The sequence below is a fragment of the Agrilactobacillus yilanensis genome, from assembly GCF_003946725.1.
GTDB classification, from domain to species: Bacteria; Bacillota; Bacilli; order Lactobacillales; family Lactobacillaceae; genus Agrilactobacillus; species Agrilactobacillus yilanensis.
This window is the reverse complement of record NZ_RHOY01000006.1, coordinates 37,600-55,142: the sequence shown is the minus strand read 5'-3', so window position 1 is coordinate 55,142 and position 17,543 is coordinate 37,600. Positions and strand designations below refer to the sequence as shown.

14 protein-coding genes are annotated in these 17,543 nt (G+C 37.7%); 9 read left to right on the top strand and 5 right to left on the bottom strand.

The genetic code is table 11. The annotated features are described in order from the left end of the window. Nucleotides 1–349: 349 nt before the first annotated feature. Complete coding sequence (locus EKM93_RS05800; protein WP_125714000.1) at nt 350–706, bottom strand: hypothetical protein; 357 nt, start codon at nt 704–706, stop codon at nt 350–352. Between the two features lie 547 nt (nt 707–1,253). Between EKM93_RS05800 and EKM93_RS05795 the strand changes: the two genes are divergently transcribed. Both EKM93_RS05795 and EKM93_RS05790 read left to right on the top strand, forming a co-directional pair. Continuing rightward, nucleotides 1,254–2,543: an SLC13 family permease gene (locus tag EKM93_RS05795; protein ID WP_125713998.1), complete on the top strand. Its 1,290-nt coding sequence runs from the start codon at nt 1,254–1,256 to the stop codon at nt 2,541–2,543. A 12-nt stretch (nt 2,544–2,555) separates the two neighbouring features. Continuing rightward, entirely contained in the window at nt 2,556–2,903 is a 348-nt protein-coding gene (locus EKM93_RS05790; RefSeq protein ID WP_125713996.1) for a VOC family protein, read from the top strand. Nucleotides 2,904–3,423: 520 nt separating this feature from the next. Here EKM93_RS05790 and EKM93_RS05785 read toward each other — a convergent pair. Further along, nucleotides 3,424–4,191, bottom strand: a complete 768-nt coding sequence (locus EKM93_RS05785) for a TerC family protein (RefSeq protein ID WP_125713994.1) — start codon at nt 4,189–4,191, stop codon at nt 3,424–3,426. Between the two features lie 175 nt (nt 4,192–4,366). Beyond that, nucleotides 4,367–6,130 (bottom strand): sigma-54-dependent transcriptional regulator, encoded by a 1,764-nt coding sequence (locus EKM93_RS05780; protein ID WP_164507002.1) that lies wholly within the window; start codon nt 6,128–6,130, stop codon nt 4,367–4,369. A 185-nt stretch (nt 6,131–6,315) separates the two neighbouring features. Here EKM93_RS05780 and EKM93_RS05775 point away from each other — a divergent pair, with 185 nt between their 5' ends. From EKM93_RS05775 to pdxA, 5 genes are read left to right on the top strand one after another with little or no spacing between them, the layout of a single operon-like run. Continuing rightward, entirely contained in the window at nt 6,316–7,572 is a 1,257-nt protein-coding gene (locus tag EKM93_RS05775; protein WP_164507001.1) for a four-carbon acid sugar kinase family protein, read from the top strand. Between the two features lies 1 nt (nt 7,573). Beyond that, nucleotides 7,574–8,722, top strand: coding sequence for a sialidase family protein (locus EKM93_RS05770; protein ID WP_125713988.1), 1,149 nt, complete (start codon nt 7,574–7,576; stop codon nt 8,720–8,722). After that, on the top strand, nt 8,722–9,882 hold the full coding sequence (locus EKM93_RS05765) for an iron-containing alcohol dehydrogenase (RefSeq protein ID WP_225423643.1): 1,161 nt from the start codon (nt 8,722–8,724) through the stop codon (nt 9,880–9,882). The genes EKM93_RS05770 and EKM93_RS05765 overlap by 1 nt, the downstream gene beginning before the upstream one ends. Nucleotides 9,883–9,908: 26 nt before the next feature. After that, nucleotides 9,909–10,811 (top strand): 4-hydroxy-tetrahydrodipicolinate synthase, encoded by a 903-nt coding sequence (gene dapA, locus EKM93_RS05760; protein WP_125713986.1) that lies wholly within the window; start codon nt 9,909–9,911, stop codon nt 10,809–10,811. Between the two features lie 58 nt (nt 10,812–10,869). Next, nucleotides 10,870–11,898 carry a 4-hydroxythreonine-4-phosphate dehydrogenase PdxA gene (gene pdxA / locus EKM93_RS05755; RefSeq protein ID WP_225423642.1) on the top strand — a complete coding sequence of 343 codons (1,029 nt, stop codon included), beginning with the start codon at nt 10,870–10,872 and terminating at the stop codon, nt 11,896–11,898. Between the two features lie 58 nt (nt 11,899–11,956). Here pdxA and EKM93_RS05750 read toward each other — a convergent pair whose 3' ends face one another. Together EKM93_RS05750 and EKM93_RS05745 are read right to left on the bottom strand one after the other, a co-directional pair. Next, nucleotides 11,957–12,709: a PTS fructose transporter subunit IIC gene (locus tag EKM93_RS05750; protein WP_125713984.1), complete on the bottom strand. Its 753-nt coding sequence runs from the start codon at nt 12,707–12,709 to the stop codon at nt 11,957–11,959. A gap of 174 nt (nt 12,710–12,883) precedes the next feature. Then, nucleotides 12,884–13,762: a LysR family transcriptional regulator gene (locus EKM93_RS05745; protein ID WP_125713982.1), complete on the bottom strand. Its 879-nt coding sequence runs from the start codon at nt 13,760–13,762 to the stop codon at nt 12,884–12,886. 489 nt (nt 13,763–14,251) lie between these two features. Here EKM93_RS05745 and EKM93_RS05740 point away from each other — a divergent pair, with 489 nt between their 5' ends. Continuing rightward, the gene (locus EKM93_RS05740; protein WP_125713980.1) at nt 14,252–16,633 is read left to right on the top strand and encodes a glycyl radical protein; all 2,382 of its coding nucleotides are present in this window, start codon (nt 14,252–14,254) and stop codon (nt 16,631–16,633) included. A gap of 112 nt (nt 16,634–16,745) precedes the next feature. After that, nucleotides 16,746–17,537, top strand: a complete 792-nt coding sequence (locus EKM93_RS05735; protein WP_125713978.1) for a glycyl-radical enzyme activating protein — start codon at nt 16,746–16,748, stop codon at nt 17,535–17,537. Nucleotides 17,538–17,543 lie beyond the last annotated feature (6 nt).

Genomic DNA, 17,543 nt, shown 5'->3' with positions numbered 1-17,543 from the left:
TGACGCGCTGCAGTTGGTATTATAAGCGTACCTTTTTTTGTTAATGAAGGCAGTTTACACTAACTTTAAGTAAGTGTAAATACTTAATTTTAATTAATGTGTATGAAAATGGTTCGTGAAAAGGTTGCCAACAGGTAGATATCAGGCTACTGGGCACCTGTACTTAAATTGTTTTTTTGTTGGTGAAAGAGGGGGAATGTGTGAAATAGGTTTTAGGTTGCTAATTTAATTGGACAAAAAAACTAGACCAATAAGCTGTCTAGTTTTTAAAAGGAGATGGAAATAATTTATTACAGATGTGAGTTGAACTTAGATTTGGTCTTTTATTTTGGAAATTTATAGTCTAGATTTATTGGGCGTCGGTGCTATAGATACTATCGGTAGTGGCATAGGCTGTTTGAGTGCGACTAATTCCGGAAGTACTTTGTTCGGAAATTGAAGTAGCGTGGTCGTGAATTGTGATGGTATAGGCTGATACACCAGTCGGAAGATCAGACGAACGAATAAAGATTTTATCATCAGTGCGTGTGTAGTGAACCGTATGTGTTTCTTTAGAATTAAATAGATCAGTGATGGTGACAGTCTGCGCTGCATCGTTGAAGTCGAGCCAAGTTTGGGTAGCTTTAACAGGGTAGAAATTAAAGTTGCTGAAAAGAAGAGAAGTGAGAGAGATAAGAGATGCAAATAAAATATATAAAGATTTCACTAAAATACCTCCAAAAGTATTAACTGTAATAATTAATTTATGTAGCTGTACCTATTATTTATGATACGGCAATTTTCAGAAAATTAAAAGTAGTATATTAAGCTAATACAATACAATTAGAAACAATAAAACTCTCTGTTACTGTAATAGGAAAGAGAGAAAACGCCTACAATTAAATGAATGTTTTCATCATAAATTAAGACATAAATATCTATTCTATTAGCACAGAAGAATTGGTTTTTCAGTTATTTAAAGGGGCTTTTTTATTCTAAAAAATACTCAGTAGTATAAATAAGTAATTATAAAACGTTTCATTTGTAAACGCATACATTTCATAAGGTTAAGAATTACTCAATAATGGTACAACATTAAACACTTTAAATATCTAAAAATAAGGCTCCATTCGGTATCATTAGGAATGTGAGATAAACCAGACCGCTTTATTTATGGCCAGGGGTGTTGAGCCGCTATTATAATTCAGGATTGGCTGCTGAAGATCAACGTTGGATGACGTTACTGCAATCAGTGCCTGGTATAGGAGGATATTATGACAATTCAAATGATTATTGCAATTGCAATCACAGTCGTCATGATTGTACTGATCATGATGGATAAGTTACCTTTTGGTGCACCACCATTACTGGCGTGTTTATTGTTAGTAATTTTTGGTATTTCAGATATTGCTGGGGCATTTGCAGGGTTTGCTAATTCTACGATTATTATGTTGGCAGAATTTATGGCAATCATTGCAGCATTACAAAAGACAACACTAATTGTAAAATTTAAAGAAGCTATGTTTAATCTGGCTAATAAAGGTGGTATGCGATCATATATGTTGATCATTTTGATTGTTATGCTATTTACCAGTTTGTTTGGTACAGGTTCGACAGCCTTTTATGTTTTGACTATCGGGATTTTATCTACGTTACCCTATAATAAAAAATTGCCACCATCGAAAGTTTTAATGCCTGCCGGATTTGCCGCTAATCATCCGTTGATTCCATTTAATACAGCATTACAGTATGGGATCTTAATAGCAGTATTAAAATCTGCAGGAATTGGAGATCATGTCTCAGTTTTAAAATTCGCAATTATCAATGTCTTCTTATCCGCGGGGTTCCTTCTAAACTGTATTTTGCAATATAAATTTATGCCAGATCATCCCATAAATAACGAAGAAGACGATGACGGCAGTCAATCACCAAAAAATGCTGAAGTTACACCGGAATTACCACGATGGAAAGAAAATGTAACATATTTTGTTTTTATTGCCGCTGTAATCGGGATGCTATTACAGGGACAAATTGGTGATGCAGGGTATGCAATAGCTGGGCTTTCAGTTGCGGTTATTCTCATTACTAATGTATTAAGTTTTAACGAGATTCGTGATGCTATTAGCGCACCAATTATCTTGATGTCTGCAGGAGTTATTGGGGTGGCCAATGCTCTGGGAAGTACCGGTTTAACTGATTTAGTTGGGAAGTCTGTTGCTACTATGCTTGGTGGTAATGTCAATCCATTTGTTTTAATCTTTGTTTTATGTATTTTAACTAGTTTATTGGCAACGCTAACAGGGACAAATATTGGGACGGTTTATGTATTTGCACCATTGGCAATTGCTACTTGTGTAAAATTAGGTTTTGATCCACGTGCTGCTGCTAGTGCAATTGTAATGGCTGGTTGGTGTGGACACTTCCTACCGATTGATGGGATGCCAGCACTAATTTTAGGTACTGGTAAATATACAGCAAAAGAATTCTGGAAATTTACAATACCGCAGTATTTTATCCGTCTATTATTTTTGACAGTAGGTTCATTATTAGTATTCCCAGCATAAGGAGAGATAGTTATGAAAAATTCATTTGAGTTGGTACATATTGGTATCAATCAGGATAGTCCAGAAGACGCTCAGAAATTAGCAGATTTATTAAGTGAACTATTCAATTTAGAACCCCGTCACGGTAAAAAATCAGAATTTGCTGGTACCTTATTTGAATGCATGAGAAGCCCGTTTCTAGGGGAAAATGGACATATAGCCATGGCAACCGCAGATTTAGAGTTAGCGGTTGCTGAGTTGAAGGAGAAGGGATTCACATTTAATATGGATACAGCAGCTTATGATGACAGTAACAAACTTAAGAATATTTATCTAAATGGAGAGTTTGGTGGTTTTGCGATTCATATTATGCAACAGTAAGGTTAAAATAGAAATTTTAGACAGTAAAAAATTCTTGAGATATTTCTTGTCTCAAGAATTTTTTTGCTTTTAGTATAAGCGGTGTTATCTTGGCTATCTAGTTTATAGGAATTAAATATTGCTAGCAGCATTAATAACAGTGTGTTGCATAGAGCACTCTTCTATAATCAGTTTTAAAAGCCTATTACCAAGACTTTTAAGAACTGAGGCTTCTAAGCAATGAAACGCTTATTTAAGACTCCCTGAGTACTATTATAGGCCAATTACTTGGGGATTACAGTGCACTTCTATTTTTCATTACAGATGCTATTCAGGTCAGTAGTTACTATTATTTTGGTAGTTTTGTAGAAATTAAAATATCAAAGTACTGCATATATCGGTATGGTACACAATATGGTACACAAATAAAGACAGCAAATTATGGATGCGCTATTCATAATTCACTGTCTTTATTTAAATTGGTGATTCATAGCAGTTAGCAAAGATTCAAAACTACATCATAGAAAGTTTAATATGGATACTATTTATTGGAGTTGATAACTGGTGCTTTTTTTGTGATTACATGTTTAGCACGCCACCAATGGATGCCGAAAGTAGCCAGAAAAGCAACAAGAACAAAAATACTGAAAAAAGTATTAGAAACTTCAATATTAATGATTGGTAAACTCATCCCTAGTTTAATAGCGATGAAGGCAATTAAGATGTAAGCCATGTAGAGAATTTCAGGAATTTTTTCCAATAAGACAATCATACCTTGGGCAACGAACCGCATTGCAAGAATCCCAATCATACCGCCTAATAGAACAATAACTGGATTATTATCAAGTGCTAATGCAGTTAAAATTGAATCGATGGAAAAGACAACATCCAGTAAAACAATGGCGGCAACAGTTCCCCAGAAGGAACGCTGTTTAACTACAGGTTTGTCGTCAGCAGGGGCTTTACGAGTTTGGTGCTTCTCATAAAAAAAGTGAATAGACATATATAGTAAATATCCGGCACCTAAGGCTTTGACTAACCAAAATTTTATTAGGTAAGCACCTAACCCAATGGCTATGAAACGAAAGATATATGATCCCCACAAGCCCCACATCAGCGCGTGACGTTCAAGTTTCGGATCTTTGAGGGACGAGGTTTGTGCGGCAAGGACGACAGCATTATCAACAGATAACAGACATTCCATAATAGCAAGGGTCAGGACTGTCATCAAGCCAGCACTGGTCATAATCGCGGCATGCCAATCACTTGCTTCGAAGAATGGTGCATAGAGACTAATAATTTTTGTCATATCGAAGAATCTCCTTTTATTTACTAATTTTCATTATAAAGAATTATGTAAGCGCCATCTGGGATGAATGAAGATGGAAGTGTCTCTTGTTGAACCAGTTAGTCAATTTATTTCCTGTGATTGTTTCATTCTTGAACATAAAAATACCACCATGAATTTCATGATGGTAAATTGATCAATCATGTTTTAAATATCGCCAAAGTGTTGCCCGAGAGATACCAAGCTGTTGTGCAGTTTTTGTCCGATTATTTTGATTTGCAGCCAATGTGCGAATCATGATGTCTTGTATCATATCGGCGAGTGTTTTATTGGTATCTGTAGTAGATACATTCATATTAGGCGGTGTATGTGTTTGTAAATAATAGTGGTCTTGATCTGAAGATAAGCTACGACGTAATTCATCAATTCCAACATAAGCCCCGCCGGTTGCCGCCATGGCCATATTTAAAGTGTGATAAAATTGGGCAAAATTATTTGACCAACGTTCATTTAAAATAAAATCTAAAGCAATATCCGAGACACCAAGAAGTTCTGAGCCAACATCCCGATTATAAGTATTAACCAGCGAAGTGAGTAACTGAACAATTACATCTCCCTGAATATTACGAAAAGGCCGTAAAGTGACAATTCGCGATAAATTCATTAAGGGTTTAAGTGCTGGTAGGAGGCCATCATCAGTGGACTGTGAAAGGGTAAAAATTACTTGATTTCGGTTAGCTAAACGTGTTTGGAGTACAAAATCAATTACGGTTTGTTGTACTTGAGGATTACTCTCATTGGTTTTTTCAAATATGAAACATTGATCGGTACCATAAAGAGGTGAATCGTTTTGCTCCAACAAATTGTTAAAAGCAGTTTCTTGACTTAAGTCGATATAGATTGGATCTTGTTGGGGGTGAAGACCGTATTGATGCAATAAATTTGCAATATAGGTTTTACCAACGCCAACTTCACCAATAATCAATAATGGGTGGTTGCCATTAGCATAGGATTGAAGCGAATTGAAAAAGGTTGGTGGCTCGATCAGTTTAAAATAAGTAGAAAATGCTGCTTGTAAGCTTTCATCCATAAGAAAATTACTAGTGGTAGTTGTATGATTCTTCGGTGGTTTAAACCATTTATTGATGGTATAGACAGTGTAATCGCCATCTATATCAGATGTTAATTTGTAGCGAACAGTGCCACTAGTAAATTGACTATGATGGTGATGAATTGCGTTTATTGCGACCTGTTGCAGACGAGGATCACGAGCTAATCCTTGAGAGGTAAAAACAATTTGATTAGTTGTGTCATAAATGATTGTCATGACATTGAGTTTGTCTAGTGTGTGTCCTAGTACGTTTGTCAAAGTTGTTTGAGCTTTAAGTTGTGTTAGAAGATGAAAACCATTATTTAAAGCGGCTGCAACACTTTCCGTGCTTGCAGTAATTAACAAAGTTGAAAAGCCGGCATCTTCAGCGGCTGCTTCTGTTGTGATATCACAGATAAGTGTATCAATACCTTGAGCGCTTAATGTACGTAAAAGTTGAGATAGCTCATTTTCTGAATCAATGCCGTAGACTTTTAATTCAAGGTTAAAACGTTCAAATACCTCACGGGCTCGATCTGAAAATGCAGAAAAAGCTACAAGTGCAACGTGGTTAAGACGATTTGCTGATTGTACCGTATTTAATAGGTCATACTGAGAGACCCCGATATCGATTACGGGCGTTGCTGTTAGTGTACGCAATAATGTGGCAGTGCCACCACGGGAAATGATTAAGTCGTAGTGTGTAGCTAATATTTCATTAATAGTATCTAGTTCATCTTGACGATCAAAGCGAATATAGGTGAATTGATAATCATCCGCTTGTTCATGCTTCAATAATTGTTGACTTACTTGTTGAAATAAAACATTTAATCCTTGATAAGGGGCAACGCAGAGAATTTTTTGGGACATATTAATCACCATCCGTTTAAATTTGAAACGAAAATTGATGCAATTACTACAAAATTAGAATAATTTATGTGATTTATATCAATATTAAACACTTGCCTAGTTTCTGTCAATCGTACAAGCCTGTAAGATATAACTTGTAAAGATAAATGTTAACAAAAATATTGTAATCCAAAATGGAGGTGATTATGTTGAAGGACTACTTGATCATTGCCGATGATTTTACCGGATCGAATGATACCGGAGTACAATTGGCCAATCTGGGCGTACCAGTACGTGTTGAATTTTCAGTTAGTCAGCTGCAGCATGGTTCAACAGTTTTAGATACTGAGACGCGAAATGATTCAACGGCAGTAGCTACAACAAAAATGACGACAATATTATCACAAATTCCATGGGGACATTTCAGCGAAGTTATCAAGAAAGTAGATTCAACTTTACGTGGTAATATCTCTGCAGAAATTAGAGCTCTAACAGAGTATTATCAACCGGATATTGTGGCATTTGCACCGGCCTTACCAGATCAAGACCGAACTGTGATTAACGGTATTTTACGCGTCTCAGGGAAACGGGCAATGAAGACAGATTTTTCAAAAGATCCTGTAAAACCGATTGTCACTGATCAAGTGACAACACTTTTACAACAGGCTTTTCCTAATAAAACAATTAATCACTATACTCTAAAACAAATTAGAGCCTCTGGTTTTACGGTTGGTGCTGCTAAGTATTGTAGCTTTGATAGTGAAAATAATCAGGATTTAACACGAGTTGTTACAGCATTGCGCAGAACAGGGAAAAAGGTTCTTTGGGTTGGCTCATCAGGGTTAACAACAGCGTTATTGATGGAATCCTTTGATGTAAAACCGGCCCTAGCATTAATTGGAAGTGTCAGTGAAGTTACTCGGGTTCAATTACATGTTGCAGAAAGCAATGGTGTTCATTTAGTTAATATACCGATTTATGAAGTTTATGCGAATCAGAGTTATACCCCTTATGTTGATGAAGCCCTGGCAGCCTTTTCCGAAGGACGAGATGTCATTTTGATGTCTTCTGCATCCTATCAGCGTTCAGAACTCGATAAAACCATATCGATTTTAGCCGAACATCAATTGACTGATGATAAGATCAATGAATTGACACAAGCAGTGTTATCTGGAATTTGTCGTAAAGTACTTCAGCGAATTCAGGTCTCTGGACTTTTTGTTTCCGGCGGAGAAACGGCTAAGGGATTCCTTAGAATAGGGAAGGCCAGTGGTGCTAAGGTTCTAGATGAGATTGCACCAGGAATTCCATTATTAGAAGTTGTCCATGGTGACTTTGCAGGTATGCGTGTTATAACGAAAGCAGGGGCATTTGGCAGTAAAAATCTCATTGTTTATGCATTTAAAAAATTAAAAAGCCGTTGTGCACAAAGTGTGCAAGCGGTTACTTCACAGGAGGATTAATATGCAATTACAAGATAGCTTGACCAGCCACTTCGATACAGAGATGACCTTACCAGAGTCTGGTATTCAAAGTCATGCTTCAAATCTAGCATTATTACCTAATGGCGATGTACTGTGTACCTGGTTTTCTGGTAGTGAAGAAGGTAAAAGTGATATTAGTATTTTTTATTCAAGATTAGATAAGGGGGCAGATCAATGGACATTGCCACAAAAAGTTTCGGATAATCCACAGCGTTCTGATCAAAATCCGATGTTTTTCCAAACACCAAAGGGTGCACTATGGTTGCTTTTTACCTCACAAGATGGTGGTAATCAAGATACTGCTATTATTAAACGACGTATTTCTGAAGATCAAGGACACACTTGGGGACCAGAAACAGTGCTTTTCCCAGGGAAAACCGGTTTATTTATTCGTCAAGATGTTCAAATTACACCAGCTGGCCAGTGGGTATTACCTGTTTTCCATTGTGTTATCAAAGATGATGGAAAACCATGGGATGGTAGTTATGACTATAGCGCGGTTTTTGCGACTGATGATGAGGGACAGTCTTGGACAGAATATAAAGTACCTGATAGTTTGGGTTGTGTACATATGAATATTCAACCATTAACTGACGGAACCTATGTTGCTTTTTATCGCTCACGTTGGGCGGATAACATTTATCGTAGTACAAGTCCAGATGCACTGCATTGGAGTGTGCCTGAAAAGACGGAATTACCAAATAATAACTCTTCAATTCAGTTTACGGCATTAGCAGATGGTAATTTAGCAATTGCATACAATGCTGCTAGTAAAGCAGATGCCACAGTGCGGCGCTCCAGTTTGTATTCCGATGGACTGGAAGACAAGGACGCAGTGATAGATACAGACGTCCCCCGTGCTTTTTGGGGTGCTCCTCGGGCGCCAATGCGTGTGGCAATCTCTGGAGATGGCGGTAAAAGTTGGCCATATCAACGGGATGTTGCCATTGGCGATGGTTTTGCGCTAACGAATGATTCTAAAAATAAAAAGAATCGTGAATTTTCTTACCCATCTATTAAACAAGCAATAGATGGCGATTTATTATTAACATTTACTTATTTCAGACAAAAAATCGCTTATTTACGTTTTTCAGAAGATTGGGTTAAAACAGGAAAGAAGGAATCTTAGTGAGTACAAGTGCTTTTTTAAAAATGCCAAATAGTATTTATGCTGGAACAGATCTTACTAAACATCTAGATGAATTAATTAAGTTACAAACAAATCAAAAAGTATTGTTATTTACTGATAAGGGTATTGAAGCGAATCATCTGGTTGATCCATTAATCACCTATTTTGAACATGAGGGTATCACTTATCAAGTTGAAGATGAAATTAAACCAGAGCCGAGCTATGTTCAAGTTGATGCATTATTGCAAAAAGTTAGTCAATTTGATTTTGGATTGATTGTTGCCATTGGTGGCGGTAGTGTGATGGACGCCGCCAAATTGATTTCTCTGTTGCGTGGTGCTGATTATACAATTCAAGATTTGATTCAAAATGCTTCTATTGCCAAAAAGCAGGTGCCATCAGTCATGATTCCGACAACGACTGGTACCGGTAGTGAAGCAACGATCAACGCAATTGTTACAATTCCAGAAAAACAAGTAAAATTCGGAATTGTATCTGGTGAAATGTTACCAGATTTAGTGTTGCTAGATGTCAATAATGTTAAAAAGTTACCAAAATCTATTTTAGCTGCGAGTGCGGTAGATGCTTTAAGCCATTGTGTGGAATGTTATACATCTAAAAATGCGACGATTTTTTCTAATGACATTGCAGCAATTGGGGCACGCTATATTTTTCAAAATCTTGTTACTGCGTATCAAGATGAAGATAATGTTGCCGCTCGTGAAGCCCTGCTATTAGGTGCATTTTACGGTGGGGTGGCTATTACAGCATCTGGGACAACTGCGGTTCATGCGCTATCTTATCCGTTGGGTGGGAAATTCCATATTGCCCATGGTGTTTCAAATGCAGTTTTATTTAAACAGGTAATGACGTTTAATAAAGATGCTATTATGCCGCAATTAGCCAATTTAACAGACTTTGTTTTCCCAGATAATCAACAAGATTCAGAGGTGTCTAAGGCTGACTTTATGATTGCTAAAATTGCAGATATTGTTGAAGCAGTTGCAATTCCAACAGATCTCAAACAATTTGGTGTAACTTTAGCAGATCTTGATTTTCTAATCGATTCGGCTTTACAGCAGACTAGATTACTAGATCACAACATGAAGGTGCTCAGTCGTGAGGATGTCGAGAATATTTATCGTTCTATTCTAAGCTAGTTAGTCAATCAAGGAGGATTTTAATAATGGTCAAAGAAATCGCTACAGGTATTATTGCTGCAATGGTTACACCGTTGGATGAAAACGAGCAAGTGAATGAAACTGAGTTAAGAAACCAAGTAGATCGCCAAATTAATGCCGGTGTTAATGGGGTCTTTACATTAGGGACTAACGGGGAAGCTTACATCCTTAGTCATGAAGAAAAATTAAATGTCATGAAGATTGTTATTGATCAGGCGGCCAATCGTGTACCAGTATACGTAGGAACTGGATGTGTTTCTACAGCAGAAACAATTCAATTGTCATTAGAGGCACAAGAGGCTGGTGCAGATGCTTTGTCAATCATCACACCAAGTTTTGCAGCGGCAAGTCAAGAAGAGCTTTATCGTCACTATGCTGCAATTGATGCAGCTGTGGATGTACCAATTTTACTATATAACATTCCTGCTCGTACTGGTAATGCCTTGAAACCGCAAACAGTTAGTCGTTTAGCAGATTTAAAACATATCATTGGGGTCAAAGATTCTAGTGGTAACTTTGATAATATTTTGCAGTACATTGAATTGACAAGAGATCGTGATTTTAAAGTCATCTCTGGGAATGATGCGTTAATTTTGTGGACTTTACAAGCCGGTGGTACTGGTGGTATTACAGCGGTGGCTAACGTATTACCAACAATTATGGTGTCAATTTACCAACGTTGGTTAAAAGGTGATTTTAAGGGTGCTCAGGCTGCTCAAGATTCAATTCGACCATTACGTAACTTGTTCTCATTAGGCAATCCAAATACGATTACTAAAGTAGCAACAAACATTATTGGTTACCCTGTAGGTTCGACTAGAGCGCCATTCAATTATTTGGCACCAGAAGCTAAGACAAAGATTGAAGCAACATTACACGAAGTTTATAGTGCATATTTTGCAAAATAGAAACGAATAATTTTAGAATGTTAATAGATTCAACTTTGAGTTTTTGGAGGTATTTACGATGGTAAAACCAATTGTTGCAATCACAATGGGAGATCCTGCCAGTATTGGACCAGAGATCTCGTTAAAGGCGTTTCAGAATTCAGAACTGTTTAAAAAATGTCGTCCGCTGTTAGTCGGAGATGCAAATGTTCTTAAAAAGGTAATGACAGTTTTACCTGAACTTAAGATGCCACTGAATGTTATTCATTCAGTGAAAGAAGCAAAATTCGAGTTTGGTACGATGGATATATTTGATATGGGTTTAGTTGATGTCGATCAACTTAAATTCGGGGAAGTCAGTGCAATGGCCGGGAATGCAGCCTATCAATATGTACATCAGGTAATTGAACTAGCGATGGCTCATGAGGTTGATGCAACGGTCACTAACGCTTTGAATAAAGAAGCTATGAATCTTGCCGGGCATCATTTTGCAGGGCATACAGAGATTTACGCACATTTTACAAATACTAAGAATTATACAATGATGCTGGCTTATAAAAATGTTCGTATTGTACATGTTTCAACCCACGTAGCTCTTCGAGAAGCTTGTGATTTAGTGAAGGAACCTCGTGTTGAAGAAGTTATTCGAATTGCGGACTCAGCATGTAAACGTTTAGGAATTGAACATCCCCGTGTAGGGGTGGCTGGATTGAATCCGCATGCTAGTGAAAATGGTTTGTTCGGTCATGAAGAAGCGGCAGAGATTATACCAGCTATAGAGGCAGCTAAAGCAGATGGGATTAATGTTGAAGGCCCAGTGCCGCCAGATACTATTTTTCCTAAGGCAATTGGTGGCTGGTATGATATTGTAGTGGCAATGTATCATGATCAGGGACATATTCCATTAAAAGTTCTAGGCTTCCAATATGATGAAGTAAAGAAAAAATGGGGTGCAGTTGCCGGGGTTAATATTACTTTAGGATTACCAATTATTCGCGCTAGTGTTGATCATGGCACTGCTTTTGATCAGTCATTAAAAGGAACAGCTAACGAAATTAGTCTTGAAGATGCAATAGATTATGCTGTCAAATTGGCAAATAATCGTTAAAATTACGTTATAGTAAAAAATCTCCCTTTGAATTGTGTTGGATTCAAAGGGAGATTTTTTAGTTGGCTACATCCATTTTTTTGAGCTCTCTTTTTTCAGAACGTCTACTAAAGGTAGCTTTTAAGAATAGTGCAACTATTGCTGTAACAATTGTTCCAGCGAGCATACAGATAATTGCTAATATTGGTTTATTAACGGCACCTAGTAGGACAACAATAGGGCCACCATGTGCGACATTATCAGTTATACCAAATGAAAAGGCTAATGTACTGGCAACGGCACTACCAATCATATTAGCGGGGATGACACTTAGTGGATCGCTAGCTGCAAATGGGATAGCACCTTCAGATATACCGACAAGTCCCATGGCTAAGGCGGATTTCCCGTTTGCAACAGATTCTTTATCAAAGTATTTTCGACCGATCATAGTTGCCAGAGCCATACCAAGTGGTGCAACAGGAATGGCGCAGGCCTGTGCACCCATGAATTGAGTCTGGCCATCCGCAATTAGGCCGACACTGAAAAGAAAGACGACCTTACTGACTGGTCCACCCATATCAAATCCTTGCATCAAGCCAACTACTAGTCCAAGTATAATAATACTTCCACCAGATAAATCGGTTAAGAATCCAAAAAGCAATTTCATTAATCCTGAAATTGGTGCTCCAATAACGAAAATAAAAAGAAATGCAATAATCAAAGTTGCAGTAATTGGAATAATCATTATTGGCATCAAAGGCTGAATAGCCTTAGGTACTTTAATTTTTTTGATATATAAAACAAGATACCCAACAATTAGGCCAGCAATGATAGCGCCACAAAACTAATGAACATTATAATAGAGTCTCTTTTAACCGTACAATTAACAAACAAAGTTCGGTTAAAAGGGCCTTTTTTTGTACGATACGATTTATTCTAGGCATACAAAAAGCCCGTCATAGTTGTTAGACAAATTAGCCTATTTCAGCTGACAACCATCAAGGGATTATTGCATAAAGTCTGTAAAAAAATCTTTGAATAATTTAATCGTAGGATTCAAATTGGTGGGCGTTGTTACACAAACACAGGAATCTGTATAAAAAGGTGAAATCGAAATAGAGTGATAGTAGGGGTTATTTGTCCATGACGGATCATAAGGATCTGACAACGTTAAGCCGTTATAGGCTAATACTTTAAAATAGGCAATTTCAGAGTTGGGGACTTGAACCTGATTAACTTGAGATAACGAACAATGGCCTTGAAAAATTTCGTTGATTTGATGGCCGTTTGGTGAAGTGAGGTAAAAAGTTTCACCTTGTAAGTCCGTGTAATTAAGAGATTTTTTAGCAGCTAAGCGGTGTTTATTGGACATGATAACTTGGGTGTCTATTTTTTGAAGCTCCTGAACATCAAAACCGGCTTCTAACCAATGCTTAAAAGCCCGGCCAATACAAATATCGATGCTTTCATTTTTTAAGCCGTTCATCATTTCTATAGACATGAGTTTGTCAGACCGAATATGAATATTTGGATAAGCTTCGCGAAAGGCATCAATGACAGGAAACAGTATGTATTCAGTATAGTAACCGGATTGAAAAGCAATGGAGAGAGAATTATTATTTTCTTCTGCCGCATTTTTGGCAATATCAACAGTGGTATCGATTTTGGATAACGCGTCTTTCATCCCGTCATAAAAAATTTTACCGGCCTTAGTTAGTTCCAGCGGTTTACTATCGCGATTGAACAGAGGATAGCCTAATTCTCTTTCTAAAATTAAGAGTTGTCGACTTACCGTGGGCTGAGAAGTATAAAGAAGATCAGCGGCTTTAGTGATATTACCCACTTCAGCAATGGAAAAGAAGTATTCAATTTGTTTTAAATCCATGAAAAGTCCCCCATGATGACTTAATGTTTAAGTTCACCCGACAAAATGAAGGTGAGTGATAGGAAAAGTAAGGCAAATTTCTCTTAGAAAGCCCTATTAGATATTTAAATCACAAGTATATGGATACTACTAGTTTATTCTTTACATACTATGAAATCAATAATAGATAGTAAACAAGATTATTCACCATCTGTATAGTGTTATACAAAAACACTATTTTACATCAATTTGTGAATAATGCTACAATTTCATCGAAGTAGGAAAGCAGGTTAGTTTAAAAAAATTTGTTAATTAAATTTGGGTACTAACCGCTTTTTTGACAGCTTGATCGCTTAAGTCAGCTCGAGTAAGTTACTTTAAGTTGAATCTTGGAAAAGTTGACACATTAAAACTGAACTATCATGTGATCACTTTATTAAACAGAAGGCAACTTACCGCTTCAATTAATAATAACAGAAAAGAAGCCGCGACTAAAAAGGAGAAGGTACTATGCCAAAAGAATATATGAACCGAATACAGGCGTTAAGAGATAATTATATGTCTCACCGGGTAGAGATGGATATTTTAGATGCTTATTACGTCACTGAAGGCTTTAAGGCGACGGAAGGTCAACCATGGCAAATCCAAAAAGCGACGGCAATGAAAAATGTCTATGAGAAGAAACCAATCTTCATTCAAGACAATGAACTTTTAGTCGGTGGCGTGGCTTTTAAACCACGTGCGGGAATTTTAAACCCAGATTCTGCTTGTTCCGTTATCGAAAAAGAACTGGATACAATCGGTACACGTAAGTACGATCCCTTTTATTTATCTGAAGAAAATAAAAAACTTTTTATGGAAGAAGTTGCCCCGTATTGGCGTGGTAAATGTGTCTTAGATCGTTGGAATGCGATGATGCCAGACGATGTCAGGACGATGCGAGATGGCGGGATGCTGTATGTCGACAAAAAGTTTGTTCGGGGTTATGGCGAAAACACACCTGGCTGGCGCACACTTTTGAAAAAAGGGATTGGCGGTATCAAAAAAGAAGCGGCACAAAAATTAGCCCAATTAGATGATGCTGATGGAGAAGATGCACTTAAAAAGATTATTTTTTATAAATCACTGATCATCACAGCAGAAGGGATTATCGCACTTGCCAATCGGCAGGCAGATTTAGCTGAACAGTTGGCTGAAGAAGAAACTGATGAAAATCGCAAAGCTGAATTACTAAAGATCGCAGAAGTGAATCGTCATGTACCGGAAAACCCACCACGTAATTATTATGAAGCTTTACAAAGTATGTTAACTTATGAATTCTGTATTTTTATGGAACAAAATGCTTCTTCTTATAATCTAGGACGGATGGATCAATATCTTATCGATTTTTACAATAAAGATATTCAAGACGGTCTCATGACTAAAGAAGAAGCACAAGAACTACTGGATTGCTTCTGGATAAAAATTGCAGAAATGGGCTTATTCCAAGATGGAGAGAGTGCCGCCTTTTCAGCGGGTTATAATATGACGGTTCAAGTTACTGCAGGGGGGATCGATCAAAACGGCAGAGATGCCGTTAACGATTTGTCCTACATGACCATTCAAGCAACGATGGATACGGCGTTGAAGGAACCTAATATGACAGTTCGCTATAACATGGCCAAAAATCCAGATGCTTTCTTAAGAAAAGCAGCCGAATGTATTCGAATGGGGCGGACCATGCCGGCGGTTTATCATGATGATGCAGGGATTAAGATGCTGTTAAATAAAGGTGTGCCGCTGTCTCAAGCCTGGGATTGGACACCGTGTGGTTGTGTTGAAACAAATCTTGAGGGCCGCTTAAAGTCTTATACGGATATTGGTGAAGTTAGTATGGGCGGCGTCATTGATATGGTCATGACGAATGGCAGAAGTCGTAAAACGGGAGAATTAGTTTCCATTCAAACCGGCGATCCAAGAACGTTTGCCACCTTTGAGGATTTCATGACGGCGGTTAAAAAGCAAATTGATTACTTTGTTCATACTATGGCTACAATGAATGCCTACTTAGATTACTTAAGTGAACATTACCGCCCTGTCGCCGCATTATCATTGACTTATCCAAACTGTATGGCAAGCGGTAAAGATTACGCAAATGGCGGGGCAACGTTTAATGTCGGTAATGGGATCAATATTATTGGGCAAGCGGATATTATCAACTCTGTCGCCGCAGTTAAATCGTTAATCTTTGACGACAAGAAGCTAACAATGGCAGCGTTATGTGACGCTTTAGATCATAACTTCGAAGGCTACGATGAAGTACAAGACCTCTGCATGTCTGTTCCTAAATATGGGAATGATGAGGCTTATGTGGATACATTTGCAAGCAAGATTTATACCTACTTAGTGGATCAAATTGAAAAATATGACTCACCATTCGGGCATTTAACAGCAGGAATGTTGCCAGTATCTGGTAATGTGCCCATTGGTCAAAGCGTTGGTGCTTTACCATCAGGCCGTAAAGCGTGGTTGCCACTTGCAGATGGGATCGGCGCCACTGGTGGTACAGATGTCAAAGGGGCGACGGCTTTATTAAAATCTGTTAGTAATTTACCACATTCACGCTTTACGCAAGGCACACAAATGAATTTAAAACTAGATCCAAAGATGCTTAAAGGGGATCAAGGTCTGAATAACATGATGGTCATGTTAAAAACGCAATGTACCCTGGATATTTATCATACACAATATAATATTATTGATCGTTCTGTCTTGGAAGATGCTCAGGTTCATCCAAAAGACCATCGTGATTTATTAGTCAGAGTTGCTGGTTATACAGCCTTTTTTGTAGAACTAGGCAAAGACATTCAAGATGATATTATCCAACGGACTGAAATTGCACAATTTAGTTAAGGATAGAATTTGAAATTGATGAACACCTTAAATTTTTACAAAAAGGGATACTTCAAGATGTGAAAACGTCATGAGCTACACCACGAGCAGTATCTGGAAGGGATCGTTTAATATGTATCAAGAGTATGAAGGCAGAGATCTATCGGGCACTGTTTTACGAATTGTGAAAAGTTCAATCTATGATGGCAATGGCTTAAGAACCGTCGTCTTTATGAAAGGCTGCCCTTTGCGCTGTAAATGGTGTTCTACTCCTGAAGGTATAAATGCGAAAATTGAAACGACAAAAGACGGTAAATTGACTTATGGTAATAGGATGACCGTGGAGGAAGTGATGGCAGAGGTCCGTAAAGATAGTCCCTTTTACTTTCACTCTGGTGGTGGGATGACTGTTTCCGGTGGTGAAATGTTATTTCAAGCAGAATTTGTAGCAGCTTTAGTCAAACAAGCTTGTAAAGAAGGCATCAATACAGCAGTTGAGACGTCATTTTATAGCAGCTGGGAAAAAATTGAACCAATTCTAGCCTGCCTAAATACAGCCTTTGTAGATTTGAAGGTAATGGATGAAGCAAGGCACAGAGCCTTTACAGGCGTTGATAATGAAATTATCTTAAGCAATATCAAAAAAGCTGGTAACCTTGACTTACCTAATTTCAAATTAATCATTCGGCGGCCGTTGGTTCCTGGGGTTAATGATTCTGAAGCAGAGTTGGTAGCGCTTGGACAATTTCTTGAAGCGTTACCGGCCGTACAGCATTTACAACTGCTACCATATCATCGCTATGGGACGGATACTTATCGTAAGCTGGGGATTGATTATGGCTTAGACAACGTGGAAACGCCATCAGAACAGCACATGAAATGGTGTCAGCGTATCACAAATAATTATGTTAAAACAATAATTTAAGGATCT